Below are 15377 nucleotides of genomic sequence, written 5' to 3'. Positions count from 1 at the left end.
TTTGTGATGAAAGTACTTATCGTCGGCGGGAGTGGGGGTATTGGCAAAGCCATAGTTAAGCGAATTCAAGAAAGCTATCCCAACGCCACTGTGCACGCCACCTACAGGCATCATCTTCCCCAAGACAGGCAGGATAAAATCCAATGGCATGCATTAAATGTGACCAATGAAGCTGAGATTAAACAGCTAAGTGAACAACTCACTGAATTAGATTGGATTATTAACTGTGTCGGCATCTTACACACCCAAGATAAAGGACCAGAAAAAAGCCTACAGTCAATCGATATCGACTTTTTCCAGCACAATTTAATGCTGAATACACTGCCCAGTGTCATGCTGGCTAAACACTTCTGCCATGCCTTAAAACAAAGTAGCTCGGCAAGATTTGCCGTGATATCGGCGAGAGTCGGCAGCATTACCGATAATAGATTGGGTGGCTGGTACAGCTATCGCGCCTCAAAAGCTGCGCTGAATATGTTTCTCAAAACACTGTCGATTGAGTGGCAACGCACCATGAAACACGGCGTGGTGTTGTCTCTGCATCCGGGCACGACAGACACGCCATTATCTCAGCCATTTCAACAGAGTGTCCCCAAAGGCAAATTGTTTACACCTGAGTATGTCGCAAACTGCTTACTGCCCATCATTGCCAATGCTACACCCGCACAAACAGGGCGTTTTTTTGCCTACGATAGCACAGAGTTACCTTGGTGAAATAAGCTGAAGAGCAAGTCAAGCAGCGGCAACTCCGATGGAGTCTTTCTAAATTAATAAATCAAAGCCGAGGGTTTTAACCCCTTGATAGGATGATGCCCCCAACGCACACCCAATCCTTAATCAAGCCTTTTCAAGAACACTGAAAAATAAACAATTGAAATAAATCATTAAATTATTTTAAAACACTCAAGTGCATCACCATTCCGCTTGGCTAAATCGCTATTACCCAAAAGTCCTAATTCAGATTTAAAAGCGTCTAAATGAACGTTGAAGATAGTTCCTTTGTACGATTGTTAACACTTTTACATTTAAATAACATCTAGAGTCATGCGGTTATTCACGCTTTGCACAGAATAAAAATCTGAGAATTCCCGCCTGAGCAACAGCTCATTCTATGCGGCCATGGCAGAGGGATGCCAAAGACCCTGTAGAAATCACAATAAAAAAACGCTCGCCCGAGCCAGTTAAGCTGTATGGCATTCCAACGTTATTTACAAAACGGAAAAAGGATTTCAAGCATGATGCTAAACAAAAAACTGTCGCTACTCTTCATTGCTGTGTCGGCCACTTTAGGCACATCCGCATTTGCTGCCGATGTTGTCGATGTCGGCACTCTTAGAAGCGCGTCTTCAAGCAATAACTTAGTGTCTCAGTTCAGCTTAGACGCAGGTAGCCAACTCAAAGTCGAGAAAAAACTCAACCTAGGTCAAGGCAAGCAAAAACAACGTTTACAACAATATTTCCATGACGTACCGGTTTATGGTTTCTCTGTTGCGACGTCACAATCGAGCATGGGCTTTTACAGCGACATGTCTGGCCGTGTATTAAAAAATATTGAAAAATCGGCTGATTTTGTCAAACCCACTTTAACGGCTAATAAAGCGTTAGATATTGCGATCCGTGGCAAGTCTGACAAAGCCGTTGCAGGTCTAAAAGCTGAAAACAAACAAGCAAAATTATGGCTTTACCTCGATGATGCCGCTAAAACTCGCCTCGTTTATGTGACCTCATTTGTAGTATATGGCGATGAGCCAAGCCGTCCATTCACTATGGTTGACGCGCACTCTGGTGAAGTGCTCAAGCGTTGGGAAGGGATTAATCACGCTGCAACGGGCACAGGTCCAGGCGGTAACATTAAGACTGGCCAATACGAATACGGTACTGATTTTTCTAGCTTAGACGTTGAAGTGAGCGGTGACACTTGCACCATGAACTCACCTAACGTGAAAACCGTTAACCTAAACGGTGCCACTTCAGGCGCCACCCCCTTCTCTTATACTTGCCCACGCAATACAGTCAAAGAGATCAACGGCGCTTACTCGCCATTAAACGATGCGCACTACTTCGGCAACGTGATCTACAAGATGTATAGCGAGTGGTACAACACTGCACCGTTAACCTTTCAGTTAACGATGCGAGTTCACTACAGCAACAACTACGAAAACGCTTTCTGGGACGGCAGCGCTATGACCTTCGGTGATGGCGCAACTACCTTCCACCCATTAGTGAGCTTAGATGTCTCGGCACACGAAGTGAGCCACGGTTTCACTGAGCAAAACTCAGGGCTGGTTTACGCAGATCAATCTGGCGGCATGAACGAAGCCTTCTCAGATATGGCGGGTGAAGCCGCTGAATTTTACATGCACGGCACAAACGACTGGTTAGTCGGCGCCGATATCTTTAAAGGCAGTGGTGCACTGCGCTACATGGCAGATCCAACCTTAGACGGTATCTCTATCGGTCATATCGACGATTACTATGATGGCATCGACGTGCACCACAGTTCAGGTGTATTCAATAAAGCTTTCTACACTTTAGCTAACTTACCGGGTTGGGATACGCGCAAAGCATTCCAAACATTTGTAGTCGCTAACCAATTATATTGGACGGCGGACAGCTTATTCTGGCAAGGCGCCTGTGGTGTTAAATCGGCCGCAACTGACTTAGGCTTAAGTGCTGACGATGTGGTTACTGCGTTTGCCGCTGTGGGTATCACACCTTGTGAAACCCCACCACCACCGCCACCACCAGAAGCCACTGAGCTCGCAAACGGTGTCGCTGTGGCAGGTTTAGCCGGTGCGTCAGGTAGCAAAAAATACTACAAACTCGATGTCGCTAGCGGTGCAACTAACCTGAGCTTCAATATGTCAGGCGGCACAGGTGATGCGGACATGTATGTTAAATTTGGTCAAGCACCGACGTCTAGCAGCTATGATTGCCGTCCATACAAGTCAGGTAATGCCGAAAGCTGTGCTATTGATCCTGCTCAAACGGGAACTTATTGGGTGATGGTCAGCGGCTATAGCAGCTACACAGGTGTGAGCCTAGTGGGTGCTTATGACGGCGATGACACTCCAAACCAAGCTCCAACCGCAGGCTTTACTGCAAGCTTTGCTAACGGTAACGGCAGCTTCACAAGCACCAGTACTGACAGCGATGGCGACCTGACGTCATGGAACTGGGATTTTGGTGATGGTACAAATGCCGCAGGTGCGAGTGTCAATCATCAGTATGCCGAGTCAGGCAGCTACACAGTCACACTGACAGTAACTGACAACGATGGCGCAACAGCAAGCACTTCGGCAGAGTTTGCGGTTGAAGTCCCTGAAGTCGCATTAGAAATGGTAGTAAAAAATGCGAATAAATCTCGTCGCGGTAGCATACGTGTTGCACTCGAATGGGATGGTCACAACGCTGATGAGTACACTATCTTCCGTAACGGTGTTGCGGTGGGTACTTCAAGCAGCTCATCGTTTATTGACCGTTTCACCGACCTAGCTGGCGCAAGCTTCACCTATAAAGTATGTGAAACTAACGGCCCTTGCTCAAACGAAGAAACCGTTAATTTTTAATCGCATAACCTAATCGTGCAATGGCGCTAGCGTAAAATCCTAGCGCTAATTCATCGATTCACTTCTCGTTTTCTTGTTAATGCCACTCGACCCTTTTGAGTGGCATTTTTTATGGTCAAACGGCTCAGCCTCAGCACCTCATAAGGTTTGCCTTAAGCTGTTGCCCCTTGCCCACACGTGGATGAATCGTTACTTCACATGTCCACTTTCACCCACAGGTTTCTTCAGCAATTTACGTTGCAACGTCCGGCGATGCATTCCCAATTGGCGAGCCGTGGCGGACACATTGCCTTGGTTAGCATTGAGCACTTGCTGAATATGCTCCCACTCCAAACGCTTAGGATTCAGTGGCGAATCGTCGACTTCATCTTCTTGAAGAGTATGGGAATGCCCATCCATTTCCAGTGCGACGAGCAAGGTTTGGGTATCCACAGGTTTAGCTAAATAATTATCGGCGCCGAGACGAATCGCTTCCACCGCAGTGGCGATACTGGCATAACCTGTGAGTAACACCATAGTCACCTTGGGCAGCAGATGACGCAGCGGCACAATTAACCCTAGGCCATTGGCTTCGGCAAGCTTCATATCTAAAAGAATATGGCTAGGACGAAACTCCCGCGCCACCAGCAGCGCATCACTGGCATCATGGGTTAATCGGCATTCAAAGCCATGGCGTGTTAATCGGCGGCCTAAAATACTCGCAAGGGAAAGGTCATCCTCTACAATCAACAAACGTTTCATGAACTTACCTCGTCACTAGCCTTAGTCTTGTGCGATACAGACGGCGTCAGCTCCCTTAAAATAGTGAAACGAATTTGTGCCACAGTGCCACCTTGGGGATGATTAGCCAAAATCAACTCTGCACCCAAACGCTCTAAACTGGCATGACTGAGTAGCAAAGCAACCCCTAAACCCTTGGGACTTTCTATGAGTAAGGTGCCCAACTGTGGCAATAAATCGGGCGCGATACCAGTGCCATAATCGCGGATCTGCAAGTAGATCTGCTCTTCGTTTGGCGCTATATCTAAACTGATATCCACCTGCGGCGCACCTATGGTTTCGGCGCTAGCGCGGGCAGCATTTTCAATCAAGGCCATGATGGCTGGCGTTAAACTCATATCAGTCAGAATACTTTGCTCTGCCAGTTGTTCAGGCATACAAGTGATCAACCAATTCAGTTCAGTTTGCGGCATAAACAGCAAGGTTTTTTGCTTTAAACTGTCCACCAACTCAATGATCTTTAGTGGGCGCTGGCGGCGATCGCGGATCGACTCCGTCGCTAATCTCAGCTCGGCAAGCGTATGTTCACAGCGACCTAACGCAGTTTCCATCTCGACAATCGTTATCGAGGTATCACTCATGTCTTCTTTTACTTCATCGAGTAATAACCTCAGACTCGAGAGCGGTGTGGCCAGTTGATGTGCCATCTGCGCCGATACTGTGCCTAGGGCTAAGAGTTGTTCCTGACGCAATTGCCCTTCGCGCATATAGGCTAACTGCGCATCTTGGCGGCGCATACGCTTAGTGATTAACGCTACGCTGGTTGTCATCACCAATGCTGAAATCACAAAGTTGAACCACATGCCTAAATAGTGGGAACTCATGTTCATACCGTGATGCTGCATGGGGGATTCGGGCACAGTAAAGATCATCAGGCTGTAGGCAAAGGTTGAAATTGCCGTCAGTGCCCAAGGCGCCCAGATTGGCAAAGTCACAGCCGCAAGTGCAATCGGCAACAGTAATAACGAGATAAACGCATTGGTCGCGCCGCCGGAAAAGTGCAACCAAGATATCCAAAATAATGTGTCTAAACTGAGCGCAATAAAGAGGCCGCGCTCCTTAGCAAATAAGGGTTTACGTAGCGCCAATGTGAGCGAAAGGTATAACACCTCCAGCACTAACACATGCACTAACGGCTCCATTTGCAGGCTAAGACCAAAAGTATCGGCGGCAAACGTGGTTAAGCCTATTTGCAGCAGCAAACCTAAGGTTCGCAGTAATGCGACTTGGTCGGCAGCCTGTAGACTGGTCCCTAAGATCTTAGCCATGGCGATTCCTACAGAGTGAATCCGAGCGTAGCAAGTGCACCACTCGATTGTGTTAATGCTTGGCGCACGCCAGTGGCAAAATTGATTTCAGAACTAATCCCCAGCGCAGCTAAACGTGCACAACTTAAGGTGCAGTCCCTTGGCCGCTTGGCGTTATCTGTCGGCGTAGACTCAGGCGTTAAGTGCGCTGTACTGAGTTGTAAAATCTCTCCTAAGGTCAACAACATCTGATACTTAGTCATAGTCTCTGCGGCGCTAAAGTGATAAATCCCCTGCACTATTGGCGCTACAATATGTTGTGCAATCATCTTGTCTATGGCTTGGGCAATATCGGCGGTCGAGGTTGGACTGCGTATCGCCCAATGATCAACACCCTGAACGCGACGCTCAATCAATTGGTTAACCAGCACTAGCACAGCAGATTCACTCAGCTTTTCTACTTGACCGTAAAGGACTGGCAAGCGTAGCACAGCAAAATCAGCGCTAGTGTCTAGCACGATTTCTTCGCCCTTTAGCTTAGATTCACCATAAAAATTAACCGGATGAGTGACTGCATCTTCAGCGTACTTAGGTTGAGTGCCATCGAACACATAGTCAGTGGAAATATAAATAAGCCAAGCATTATTGGCCTTAGCTGCCATAGCTAAGGCTTGGCTGGCGGTTAAGTTAAGCGCCAATGCCGCCTGCGGATTTTGCTCGGAAACATCGGGGCGACGCTCGGCGGCGCAGTGCACTATCACTTGCGGTTGCTCGCGGGCGATAAATGCCTCGACATCCAAAGGGGCGGTAAGATCGAGTTTATGCACTCGTTCACTTGCGCGGCTAAAACCTGTGGCCACAACCTCATGTCCTGTTAATTCAAGCTGTTTTACAACTGCTCGGCCGAGTAGCCCTGTCGCGCCTGTTACCACAATCTTAGCCATATCGCCCCATTCAGTTTCAACGCATATTTATGGCTAACAATTCTAAAAGCTTTTCATATTCAACGCACTTGTTTACTCTTCTAAACCAAACTTACTTAGGGTTAACTCATGCAAGATTAACCCAAATACCCATAGGCAGAATTTGAGTACGACACTTCCTCTGATATTAGCTGGCCCCATGCTGCGCCACTGCGATGCCTCACACTTTACCCTGTGGTTTGTAAGTCGTGAGCCATTAACTGAACTTAAGCTGCGTCTTGGTGAGCAAGAGTACCTGTTGCAGGATGCCGATTTACACTATGTGCCACTCGGGCAACATGCCCATCAATATCTAATAATACTGTCGCGCTCAGAGTTGCTCGCGCCCAATATTGTCACACCTTACCAAGTGTCTGCCGCTCAACATGGTGATATTTTTGCCACGATAAGCCAGCTAAACTACGACGATGCGTCGACGCCAAGTGTACGTTTTACTCCTGAATTAACCCAAGTCTTCCACGGTTCCTGCCGCAATCCGCATCACTACAGTGACGATGCTCTGGTCGCCGCCGATACCCATTTAGCCAAGATAATCAACAGGGGTGCGGAGGATGATCGCCCTGCACTTATCATAATGAGTGGTGATCAGGTCTACATTGATGATGTTGCGGGACCTATGTTAAGCGCCATAGGGCAAGTCATCGATTTGCTTGGTCTTAAACATGAGCAATTTGAAGGCGCGAGCATCACCACTAGTGAAGACATTCATTATCAACCCGCATATTTGTATCAACGGCATAAAAACCTGTTGCCTCATACCCAATATCCGGCCAAAACCGCGCTGTGGCGTTGGTATCGCAATCACCCCATTTTTACCTCCTCCATCGCCGTAAATCATTTGGTCAGCCTAAATGAAATCATCGCCCTGTATTTACTCACTTGGTCACCTGAACTGTGGGAATTAGTGAATATCTCGAAGGATGTCGACGGCTTATCACCCGCCAATACCGCCCGCTGGCAAAATGAGTGGCAACACTTGCTTGGCTTTAAAACTGGGCTGGGGCAAGTCAGGCGCTTTATGGCGCACATTCCCGTTTATATGATGTTTGATGACCACGACGTCACCGATGATTGGAACCTGACGGCTAAATGGGAACAAGCGGCCTACGAACACGCATTTTCGAAACGCATCATTGGTAATGCCTTAATCGGCTACACCTTATTCCAAGGACTTGGCAACGCGCCTGATAAATTTGCCGCCGATATCCGCCCGCTGCTCGATGCGTTTTTTGCGCGACAAGAAAGCGAAAGTCAGGATCTGCTCATCGATGAATTACTTAAATTTGAGCAGTGGCATTACACCTTAGAGTCCTCGCCCAAACTGGTCGTGCTCGACACGCGTACCCGCCGCTGGCGCAGTGAATCTAATCTCGCAAAACCTTCCGGCTTGATGGATTGGGAGGCGTTAATGGATTTGCAGCAAGAGTTACTCGGCCAGTCGAAGGTCATTATCGTCTCACCTGCGCCCATGTTTGGGGTCAAGTTGATTGAAGCTGTGCAGCGTACAGCCACTCTGATCGGCGGTTCCCTGTTAGTCGACGCCGAAAACTGGATGGCCCACCCGGGCGCCGCCAATGCACTGCTGAGTATTTTTATGCACCGTAAAACCCCAGAGGAGTTTGTGATCCTCTCCGGCGATGTGCATTACTCCTTTAGTTACGACATCAGTATTCGTTTTAGACGCAGTAGCCCTAACATCTACCAAATCACCTGCAGCGGTATTAAAAATCACTTCCCTGAGAAACTGTTACCGATTTTCGATAAACTCAATGGCTGGTTTTATGGCCACTTTTCACCACTTAACTTGCTGACAAAACGTAAACGTATGTTACTCCGTGGCAGGCGACCAAATGGTGAGCCGAGTAAACGTCTAGTGAATAAAAGCGGAATAGGTATGTTGGAATTAGCTGATGATGGTGCACCAACAAAAATTGCGGTTTTACATGGCGATATGAGCGAAACCCTGTTCGAACCACCCAAACAGGAATAACAGATTAAACGGGTTTATTATGTTTAACCGTTTCAGGCTGAGTGGCACCAGAGCCAGAATCCATCAAAGGCGTATTTTTGGATAACGCCTCATCGGTTTTGGCAGGTTTTGGCTGAGCCTGATTGAAAATCAGTGCTTCTGGCTGCGACTTATTCGACGGTTTTTCATGCGCCATTTGATCCCAAATGATCTTAGGGCTTTGATCTCGCTCGGCATCGGCTTCTGCTGTCGATGCGCCAGACGAACTTGGTTTCTTCGGTTCAATCACCGCACTCGCCTTACGGATCTCGGCGGCAATGTCATTCAGATAAGGCTGCTTAGTCCAGTCACCAAAATACATGGCTCCCACTAATACTGCAGCGCAAAGCAAGATAGAGAAGATCGCAGATTTGGTCATAATGGACTTCCTTTAAACAATCGTAATATGGCTCCCTATGGCAGAGACTCAGATACTGCAGATTGTATTCATACCATCACAGGGCCAAGCACACAATTGCACCCGATTATTTCCTTTAAACAGACTGGAAATAATGCTTTCCGCTGACTAAAACTCAAAACCTTGACATTGCATGTCGTGGTGCATCCCGCTCACTGGGTCAATAAAACGTAACCGCTGTGCCATCAACTTAAGAGGCGTCGCAAAGTTATCCGGCCCTTTAGGTAATAAGCTTGGATAAAATCTGTCGTTTAACAATGGCATACCTAAGCTTTGCATATGCACACGAAGTTGGTGAGTTTTACCGGTAATCGGGCTCAAATGAAATAAACCGACATCGCCTTTTATGGCCACTAAACTGATTTCGGAATGGGTATTTGCCTCGCCTTCCACGATTTTCATGGTAAAACTCGGGTCGCTCGGCTGCATACGGTTTGTTACCGTCCAGTGCAATGGCAAAGTTAAGCAGCCCTGTTGATATTGTTCAATAATCTCAGGAGTCAACTTGGCAATCGCTTGATAGTCTTTACGAATCGCATCGTCGATAAAGAGTTGATGATAGAGCGCGCGGGTTTCAGGCGCGACCGTCATCAGGATCACTCCAGCGGTTTCACGATCAAGCCTATGAGCGGGCGCGATAGTATCAATGCCAGTACGCAATCTTAGTCTATGCACCAAACATTCGTTCACATAGTTGCCGCTTGGGGTCACAGGTAAAAAGTGCGGCTTGTAGGCCAAAATAACGTTGTCATCTTGGAATAGGATCTGTTCTTCGAAGGGGATTTTCGCTTCAACCGGCACTTCACGGTAGTAATACACCCGCGCCGCTGGACGATATTCAGTGTCCAAGGCGATCAAACTGCCATCCCGCCAATGCACTTTTCCATCGAGGATCCGCTGACGCCATACATCTTCACCTATACGGGCAAAATGTTGTGCAAGAAAGGCAAACACTGTGGGTTTATCTGTGACATTCACAGGAAGCACTATGTAAGAAGGTTGGGCGGCGCGGGCAGATGCAGTCATATCACAAAAAAAGCGGCTATAGAAAGCCGCTATTCTAGCCTTTTTGTGGTTTTTCAGTCCACATGGGACTTGATGAGTTGCAGCACGAAGTCCAAGGTTTTGTGGCAATCTGGCTGATTCACTAATACTAATTTATCTTTGTTATACATAGGCAAAACCTCGAGCCAGCGTTGGCTCACCCAAGCGGCGTCTTCCAAATGCACTTGAGAATAGAGCTCAAACAGATCGGGATTCACTTCATAAAATTGCTCTAATGCGGCGCTTATCAACTCAAATTCACCTTTAATCGGCTCTTCTTGCCAGTTACGGCAAGGTAAAGTACGCGCCATCCACAGCTTATCTTTGGCCTGCGCCGCTGAGAGGATGCTGACACGTTGACGCCCTTCGAGCACTATGCTGAGTGAATCATCTTCTAGCTGATTAAAATCGATAATGTCACATTGGGTGGCTGTGGGATAACAGGGCGGACTACCACTGGGTCTAATGGTGGCAAAGGCGAGCACATACTTTCCCTTGAATACATCGGCCACCATGCGCAGATGACCGGGGTCAACCACGCGAACCTCCACCCGTCCCTGTGGCAGTAACAAGGCATCGCGCATGAGTAACGCCATTTCTCGTGTTTGCATAGCAACCTCCTGCCCCAAATAAAAGGAAACGAACTCAATGCATTCGTATTTCCTATTATTGTAGAGTGTAGCAGGTGAAAGAATTTCCTTCCTAAAGCCGCTGAGCGCACAAAGAAATTTGCGACCCCGCTATTTTGAATCAGGGCATTTCGACCACGTCATGTCAAACCCAGTTTTCGAGACCAAATCACTTCAACCTAGAAGTGCTCTAGCCGATCCAGCACATTTCCCCTCGCAACAACCGAGGCAAACTCCTCTGCAAGACGTTCACTCAAAGCCACAGACGTACGCCAATATTGCATCCGCTGCGCCGTGTCCAGTTGCTTAAAATCTTCACGGTCGGGGATTTTGCCAAAGGGCAATGAAGCGACAAATTCGGCCGATGGCGCCAACACTAGCGCATTGTGATAATTAGCGCGACCTTGGCGCCACTTCAAGGATTTATCGAACCATCCTGGGCTGATGGTCGGATAAAAATGCGGATACAACGTCAGCCCCTTAGCACGGGATAAAGGCAAATCAAAATGATAGTCGGTAATGCCGCCATCGTAATACTGCGCATCGGCAACGCCTTCAATTTGGGACACAGGGGCCAGCAACAAAGGAATCGACCCCGTTGCTAACATCACAGCATCGACATTAGCCTCAGTTAATTCGACCTGCTGACTGGGTAAATCGTTGAGTTGCAAAAATGGAGATGCTGCAGCTTGTTGGCTAAAGACCACACGCTCAAAATGCCAACCTAAACTCCGACGGCTCACTAAGTTGGTCGCCGCCGTCATCGCCAGCCCCGCCGCAAGCGGAAGCTTTGCCGTTAAACGATTTAAATGTTTAGCTCGGCACACGACGAAATGACTGTGAATATGAGCGTTATTAACGATTTCCCTGCCACCGTTTGCCCCTAAAATGCCCTGCACTACGCCTTTAACTTGCGCACTGACTTCCTGCGGTGTCGGCATATTGTCGTAACGCTGACCAATATAAAAATCCTCTAAGCGGCCATAGGCTATGAGGGGATCTTGCTGCGCCAAACACGCTAAACGCCAAGCCCCAGAGGAAGCGCCTAATGTATATAAAGGCGTTTGCCTGTCTTTGAAAAATTCAGCAAACAAATACTTATCTAGCCCTGCGATACCAAGCCACTTAGGTCCACCAGAGGCGGCAAGCAACTGGGTAAAATACTCAGCTTTAAGGCCTTGTTCTACCAAGGTGTTAAATGCAGTTGGTCCTGCAAGAAATCGTAACGCTGACAATTCTATGTACCTTAAAACCAATGCCATTAGAGCAAAATAAAATAGTAAACCACGAAGGTATACGTCAATAAACAATTCATATCATCGAGTTAACTCAGTCGTATTGTGCATGCGGCAACTTGTCTTGTGCCGTATGAAGCCTCAAAAGCACGCAGACCGATAGTGAGGTTTTCATCAATATATTCAACTGCATTTTAAATATTATTTAGAACACTAGGCTCTGAGTTAGCACATTTACGTCTTAATGTAACAATTGTTACAGTGATAACCTTCTCGGCATCAGATTGTTATTTTATCTTTAATTTGCACACCTAAAACATCATTGAGAGGTTTTTATGCGTCTAGCCGTTATCGCATTGGCAGTGCCATCCACATTGGTTATTCCAGCAGTCCAAGCCGCAGAGCAACAAACCGGCTTCGAAAAAATCGAGATCATAGGCTCACGCATAGCACTACGCACGGCAACTGACAGTGTTGCGCCGGTCGATATCATTACTGCCGAACAACTCGAATCAACAGGTATGACCGAAACCGCTAAAGCGCTGCAATTTGCGGCGCCAAGCTATAGCTTCCCATTCTCCTCGGTGACTGACGGTTCAGATGCGGTGCGCCCCGCGAGCTTACGCGGCCTGTCGCCAGACCACACCTTAGTACTCGTAAATGGCAAGCGTCGCCATGGTTCTGCCCTAGTACATTTAAGCGGCACCATGGGAAAAGGCTCCTCTAACGTCGATTTAAATGCGATTCCAATGACAGCGATAAAACGCATTGAAATTCTCCGAGATGGAGCCTCGGCACAATACGGTTCAGATGCGATTGCTGGCGTGATTAACGTGGTACTCAAGGACAGCGATCAAGGGGGAAGCGTCTCGGCGCAAGCCGGACAAACCTACCAAGGTGACGGTGAGCAATGGCGTGTAGGCGTTAACCATGGGATCAGTTTAAGCAATGATGGCTTTGTGAATGTCGCCCTAGAAGCGCATCACAAAGACAGCACAAACCGCGCAGGATTGGACCCTCGTCAACAGTATGAAAAATTACCCGATGGCTCAGCCGATCCCCGCGAAGCCACATTTAACCGTAAGAGCCACCATGTTGGTGATGCCGAATATGATAATGTCGGTTTGTTTATCAATGCGGCTCAGCCTATATCTAATGACGGAAAACTGTATGCCTTTGGTGGTATTAGTCAACGTGAAACTAAATCGGGGGCTTTTTACCGTTTAGCTCTCGATGCCCGTAACTTACCCGAAGTGTATCCCGACGGTTTTTTACCGCAAATTAACCCCAAAATTATCGATTCATCTCTTACCCTAGGCTATGAATTCAACCTAAGTGACTGGAACATTGATGCCTCAGTAGGATATGGTAAAAATTCATTTAACTATAATATCGTCAATACCTTAAATGCTTCCTTAGGCCCTGAAACTCCTACCGAGTTCGACGCAGGAACGTTATCGACCCGTGAAGCCAATATCAATTTGGATATTTCCCGTTATTTTGCCTTTATAAACGATTCTGAAATTCTGTTTGCGACCGGTGTTTCATGGCGCCAAAACGGCTATGAAATTGAAGCCGGAGAAGAAGATTCGTATATCAATGGTGGCTATAATGGCAAAGCAGCGGGTAGCCAAGGTTTCACCGGTTTTACCCCTGAGTCTGAGGTTGATGAAACGCGCAATAACACAGGCATTTATGCCGAACTTGAAAACCAATTAACCAACGAGTTTTACTGGGCGGCAGCGCTACGCTACGAAAACTACTCTGACTTTGGCGGCAACACGAGCTGGAAACTCGCGGGTCGTTACGATTTTACCGACAACTTAGCCCTGCGTGGCACTATCAATACAGGCTTTAGAGCGCCGAGCGTACAACAACTGTACTTCAGCAATATCTCGACGTTATTTAATCCCGATCCAGTGACGGGGCAACTGGTTCCTATTGAATCAGGTACTTTCAACACCTTATCACCAGTGACAAAGGCGCTTGGGATTAACGAGCTAGAACCTGAAATATCTCAATCATTCAGTCTCGGTCTTGTTTATACCAATAACGCTGGCCTCGCGGTAACGCTCGACACTTACCAAATAGAGATTGATGACCGCATCATTTTATCTGGCGCTCTAAGACCCGCTGATAGCCCCGCGGTTGCGACCGCACTAGCAGGTACCAATGCTGATTCAGCACGCTTCTTCGTCAATGCCGTCGATAGCCGAACTCGCGGGGTCGATCTTGTTGTTAGCCAAGACTTTGATATTGGCACTTGGGGCGATTTACGGGCGAACTTAGCCTATGCCTATAATAAAACCGAGATCCAAGACATCAATCTACCGTCTATTTTAGGCGGATTAGACAAGAAACTCTTTGATAGTATAGAAAGAACCCGCATGACGTCTGCTACGCCGCATAACACGGGCAGTATTGGGCTGACCCATGAACTCGGGGATTTTAAAACCAATATCCGCTTAAACTACTTTGGTGACTATAGTGAAGGTTATTCAACGGGCGATGTAAACTATAGCGATCAATGGGTGATGGATCTGTCGGTAAGATACGCCGCCACCAATGCGCTAAGCTTTACCGCTGGGGTGCAAAACTTGTTTGATGTGTATCCAGAAAAACGACCAGATAACAATAACTTCAATGGTATCTTCGTATACCCATTAACCAATACCCCCTTTGGCTTTAATGGTGGCTACTACTTTTTAGAAGCCAAATACACTTACTAAACTCGTTTTAGCTAAGTTTAATAATACTTGATGTAGAAACAGGTCATTCAATGGCCTGTTTTTTATGCCGACATGTTTAGACCTGCTTCCAATCGACAAAGCTTATGTCCTAACTGTGATGATCAGATTATAATCTTTACCATTCGCCCATTTCACTTCCGCCATGTCGAGTAACCGATGATCGTCGATACCTTAAAAAACCGCCATATTTATCAATCCTTAAGCCCTCGGCTTGCGACTGCATTAGAACATCTAGCGACGACCGACTTTAGTCAGCTACCCGTAGGCAATTATCCCCTCGATGGCGACAATATTTTTGTGATAGTGAATGACTATCAAACCAAGCATAAGTCGACAGAACCCTTTGAAGTTCATCAAAAATATATCGATGTGCAATATGTTTTCAGCGGTGAAGAAGAGTTTGGTTACTTGCCACTAGCGGAGCAAACACCCTCGAAACCCTATTTTGAAAAACACGATTACGCCGAATTTGATTACGAGGCAAACCAAGCCAATGCCTCTTATATCAAACTCAAAGCAGGCATGTTTGCGTTATTTTTCCCCGGTGACATGCATATGCCCGGCACAGGCGATATCGCCACGGCGGTGCGTAAAGTCGTGATAAAAGTGAAGATCTAAACCTTAAGCCATTTTTGCCGAACCTGAGCGTTCGATTTTTAGAGAAATAGCAACTGAAGAGCGCAGTGATATGCGCTTTGGCTATTTCCGATTAAA

General features: G+C 47.3%; 12 protein-coding genes. 5 read left to right on the top strand and 7 right to left on the bottom strand.

Annotated elements, in window-relative coordinates; genetic code table 11:
- Positions 1-6 precede the first annotated feature (6 nt).
- Together HUB64_RS03875 and HUB64_RS03870 are read left to right on the top strand one after the other, a co-directional pair.
- Complete coding sequence (locus HUB64_RS03875; protein ID WP_173497881.1) at positions 7-714, top strand: SDR family oxidoreductase; 708 nt, start codon at positions 7-9, stop codon at positions 712-714.
- 521 nt (positions 715-1235) lie between these two features.
- Positions 1236-3569, top strand: a complete 2334-nt coding sequence (locus HUB64_RS03870) for a M4 family metallopeptidase (RefSeq protein WP_173496427.1) — start codon at positions 1236-1238, stop codon at positions 3567-3569.
- 189 nt (positions 3570-3758) lie between these two features.
- Here HUB64_RS03870 and HUB64_RS03865 read toward each other — a convergent pair whose 3' ends face one another.
- Genes HUB64_RS03865 through HUB64_RS03855 form a run of 3 tightly spaced genes read right to left on the bottom strand, consistent with a single transcriptional unit; the run spans position 3759 to position 6540 of the window.
- Positions 3759-4310: a response regulator transcription factor gene (locus tag HUB64_RS03865; RefSeq protein WP_131523481.1), complete on the bottom strand. Its 552-nt coding sequence runs from the start codon at positions 4308-4310 to the stop codon at positions 3759-3761.
- A complete protein-coding gene (locus HUB64_RS03860; protein WP_173496426.1) occupies positions 4307-5617 on the bottom strand; it encodes a sensor histidine kinase KdpD in 1311 nt (436 codons plus the stop codon). Before HUB64_RS03860 ends, HUB64_RS03865 begins: the two co-directional genes overlap by 4 nt.
- Positions 5618-5625: 8 nt before the next feature.
- Positions 5626-6540 carry an SDR family oxidoreductase gene (locus tag HUB64_RS03855; RefSeq protein WP_173496425.1) on the bottom strand — a complete coding sequence of 305 codons (915 nt, stop codon included), beginning with the start codon at positions 6538-6540 and terminating at the stop codon, positions 5626-5628.
- Positions 6541-6718: 178 nt separating this feature from the next.
- Here HUB64_RS03855 and HUB64_RS03850 point away from each other — a divergent pair, with 178 nt between their 5' ends.
- A complete protein-coding gene (locus HUB64_RS03850; RefSeq protein WP_173497880.1) occupies positions 6719-8569 on the top strand; it encodes an alkaline phosphatase D family protein in 1851 nt (616 codons plus the stop codon).
- A gap of 4 nt (positions 8570-8573) precedes the next feature.
- Here the strand turns inward: HUB64_RS03850 and HUB64_RS03845 are convergent, their stop codons facing one another.
- The 4 genes from HUB64_RS03845 to HUB64_RS03830 form a co-directional block, all read right to left on the bottom strand.
- Positions 8574-8966 carry a hypothetical protein gene (locus tag HUB64_RS03845; protein ID WP_173247280.1) on the bottom strand — a complete coding sequence of 131 codons (393 nt, stop codon included), beginning with the start codon at positions 8964-8966 and terminating at the stop codon, positions 8574-8576.
- Positions 8967-9113: 147 nt separating this feature from the next.
- Positions 9114-10031, bottom strand: coding sequence for a pseudouridine synthase (locus HUB64_RS03840; RefSeq protein ID WP_173496424.1), 918 nt, complete (start codon positions 10029-10031; stop codon positions 9114-9116).
- Positions 10032-10084: 53 nt separating this feature from the next.
- Positions 10085-10660 (bottom strand): LON peptidase substrate-binding domain-containing protein, encoded by a 576-nt coding sequence (locus HUB64_RS03835; protein WP_105251225.1) that lies wholly within the window; start codon positions 10658-10660, stop codon positions 10085-10087.
- 197 nt (positions 10661-10857) lie between these two features.
- Positions 10858-11913, bottom strand: a complete 1056-nt coding sequence (locus HUB64_RS03830; protein ID WP_173496423.1) for an alpha/beta hydrolase — start codon at positions 11911-11913, stop codon at positions 10858-10860.
- A gap of 335 nt (positions 11914-12248) precedes the next feature.
- Between HUB64_RS03830 and HUB64_RS03825 the strand changes: the two genes are divergently transcribed.
- Complete coding sequence (locus HUB64_RS03825; RefSeq protein WP_173496422.1) at positions 12249-14642, top strand: TonB-dependent siderophore receptor; 2394 nt, start codon at positions 12249-12251, stop codon at positions 14640-14642.
- Positions 14643-14819: 177 nt separating this feature from the next.
- Positions 14820-15281, top strand: a complete 462-nt coding sequence (locus HUB64_RS03820; protein ID WP_105251222.1) for a YhcH/YjgK/YiaL family protein — start codon at positions 14820-14822, stop codon at positions 15279-15281.
- Positions 15282-15377 lie beyond the last annotated feature (96 nt).

This window comes from Shewanella sp. ISTPL2 (genome assembly GCF_013283205.1).
In the GTDB taxonomy this organism is placed as follows: Bacteria; Pseudomonadota; Gammaproteobacteria; order Enterobacterales; family Shewanellaceae; genus Shewanella; species Shewanella oncorhynchi.
The sequence above is the reverse complement of the archived record's forward strand: the minus strand, read 5'-3'. Positions and strand labels throughout refer to the sequence as shown.

What these genes read in the sequence shown, in the direction of transcription:
- HUB64_RS03875 (WP_173497881.1), top strand. Translation starts at nt 7, where the DNA reads ATGAAAGTACTTATCGTCGGCGGGAGTGGGGGTATTGGCAAAGCCATA.
- HUB64_RS03870 (WP_173496427.1), top strand. Translation starts at nt 1,236, where the DNA reads ATGATGCTAAACAAAAAACTGTCGCTACTCTTCATTGCTGTGTCGGCC.
- HUB64_RS03865 (WP_131523481.1), bottom strand. Translation starts at nt 4,310, where the DNA reads ATGAAACGTTTGTTGATTGTAGAGGATGACCTTTCCCTTGCGAGTATT.
- HUB64_RS03860 (WP_173496426.1), bottom strand. Translation starts at nt 5,617, where the DNA reads ATGGCTAAGATCTTAGGGACCAGTCTACAGGCTGCCGACCAAGTCGCA.
- HUB64_RS03855 (WP_173496425.1), bottom strand. Translation starts at nt 6,540, where the DNA reads ATGGCTAAGATTGTGGTAACAGGCGCGACAGGGCTACTCGGCCGAGCA.
- HUB64_RS03850 (WP_173497880.1), top strand. Translation starts at nt 6,719, where the DNA reads ATGCTGCGCCACTGCGATGCCTCACACTTTACCCTGTGGTTTGTAAGT.
- HUB64_RS03845 (WP_173247280.1), bottom strand. Translation starts at nt 8,966, where the DNA reads ATGACCAAATCTGCGATCTTCTCTATCTTGCTTTGCGCTGCAGTATTA.
- HUB64_RS03840 (WP_173496424.1), bottom strand. Translation starts at nt 10,031, where the DNA reads ATGACTGCATCTGCCCGCGCCGCCCAACCTTCTTACATAGTGCTTCCT.
- HUB64_RS03835 (WP_105251225.1), bottom strand. Translation starts at nt 10,660, where the DNA reads ATGCAAACACGAGAAATGGCGTTACTCATGCGCGATGCCTTGTTACTG.
- HUB64_RS03825 (WP_173496422.1), top strand. Translation starts at nt 12,249, where the DNA reads ATGCGTCTAGCCGTTATCGCATTGGCAGTGCCATCCACATTGGTTATT.
- HUB64_RS03820 (WP_105251222.1), top strand. Translation starts at nt 14,820, where the DNA reads ATGATCGTCGATACCTTAAAAAACCGCCATATTTATCAATCCTTAAGC.